Raw genomic sequence first — 1,758 nt, forward strand, 5'->3', positions numbered from 1 at the left:
GGGTGGCCTGCTGGCGCGGCTGGAGCTCGGCGCGGACGAGTGGGGGCGCCTGGCCGAGCCCGCGCTCGCCCAGCGTGTCGACGCGGGGCTGCGGGCGCTGGGCTTCGGATCGGTGTCCCTTGACCTGCGTCCCTTCCACTCCGGCAGCTTGAGCCGTTTGAGCCGCGGCTTGACAGAGCCGGAGCCGATTCCCTAGCCTTCCCGCTGGCGCGAGGCGCCCGCGAGGCGGCGCCGAGGAGGAAGAGCGTGGCCGCTGGTTTTCGACTGCCGGGCTTCCGGGGTCTCTTCGTCGCGGGTCTGGCTGCCGTCGTGCTGGGCTATCTGGCCCTCGGTTTCGGCAGTCTGACGCTCGCTCCCTTGCTCCTCGTGGCCGGCTACTGCCTCGTGATCCCCGTGGCCCTGTTCCGCCTCGGCCACTCCGATGCCGGCGCCGACCGTCCGGCCAAGGGCGAATAGCTCAGTTGGTAGAGCATCTGCTTTACGCGCAGGGGGTCACAGGTTCGAACCCTGTTTCGCCCACCCCTCCCTCGGCGCTCCCCGGCGAGGCGCCCGCTTCCCCGGCTTTTCCGTAAGTGCTTCGAGAAGGCACGGTTAGTTTTCCCGTCAGACGTGGATGCCCGTTGACAGGGTTTTTCACGCTCTGATATACTGGGGCACTACCGCAGGAAGGTTTCCGCACAGGAGTGGAGCCGTTCGCGGAATGGCAACGCAACTGTGGCTTGTACAACTGGGGATAGAGATGGTATTCTTAAGGCCCCTGCAAGTAGTGCCCTTGCTTACATACAACCGAGCGATCGCTCATGTCCTTGCCAGTCGGGACAGTCGCTCAATGCTACCTTTTGTAGGAGGTGCTTCTGCCGATGACTAGCAGAAAGATGCTCGCGCTGATGGCTGGGCTGGCTGTTCTGGCCATCGCTTCCATCGCCAACGCCGGTATCGTCGATCCCGCGAATAGCTCCGCGACGGTCGCCACCACCGGCTACATGACGATCGCTCCCGGCGGTGCGGACAGCTTCGTGATTCCCGTCAACCACCGCATCGATGTCTACGTGAACGACTCGGGCAACAACCCGGTCGAGATCATCGCTTCCGACATCTGGCTCGACGATCCGATCATCAACTGGTGTGCCGGCGGCGTCATCGCCGACAGCTCGACCTTCGCCCCCGATCCCGGTCACACGACCTTCACGGGTACCCCCCGCGGCGGCGTGTTTGCGACGGGCAACGACTGCGGCAACATCAGCATCGATGTCATCGCGATCGGCAACGTGATCGAGAGCCTGGATCTCAAGGCCAACAGCCCGGACCTCAATGGTAGCGGCCAGGTGACCGTCGCTGATTTCGGTCTCTTCGCCGGCTACTTCCAGGGCAACGGCAACTGCGCGAACTACAACGAGAGCGCCGGCTCGCCCAACGTGACGGTCGCTGACTTCGGTATCTTCGCAGGCTTCTTCAACGTGAGCAGCTGCCCCTAGGGCTGCTGCGCACGATGGTCCAGATTGTGCCCCGCGGATGCCGCGGGGCACACCGGGACCCGCAAGAGGCGGGCTCGGCAAGTAGAGTGTAAGCTGAGAACGAACTCACTGGCGTTTACAGCTTGTTCACCGGTCGGTATCAACAACTAGAGGAGTTCGCCAAATGAAGAAGAGTGTGATCGCTGCTTTGGCTCTGAGCCTGTTTCTGATGGCCGGCGCCGCCAGCGCCAGCATCATCGGCATCTTCGGTGACACGGGTGCGACGACCTGTGTCAAGGCCCCC

2 protein-coding genes and 1 tRNA gene are annotated in these 1,758 nt (G+C 63.7%); all 3 read left to right on the top strand.

What is annotated here, in order from left to right; genetic code table 11:
- Nucleotides 1–246: 246 nt before the first annotated feature.
- The 3 genes from FJ251_16075 to FJ251_16085 all read left to right on the top strand — a co-directional run bounded on the left by FJ251_16075 (nt 247) and on the right by FJ251_16085 (nt 1,475).
- Nucleotides 247–456: a hypothetical protein gene (locus tag FJ251_16075; GenBank protein MBM4119218.1), complete on the top strand. Its 210-nt coding sequence runs from the start codon at nt 247–249 to the stop codon at nt 454–456.
- Nucleotides 447–522, top strand: a tRNA-Val gene (locus tag FJ251_16080). The genes FJ251_16075 and FJ251_16080 overlap by 10 nt, the downstream gene beginning before the upstream one ends.
- A 338-nt stretch (nt 523–860) precedes the next feature.
- Entirely contained in the window at nt 861–1,475 is a 615-nt protein-coding gene (locus tag FJ251_16085) for a hypothetical protein (GenBank protein MBM4119219.1), read from the top strand.
- Nucleotides 1,476–1,758 lie beyond the last annotated feature (283 nt).

It is taken from the genome of bacterium, assembly GCA_016873475.1.
In the GTDB taxonomy this organism is placed as follows: domain Bacteria; phylum Krumholzibacteriota; class Krumholzibacteriia; order JACNKJ01; family JACNKJ01; genus VGXI01.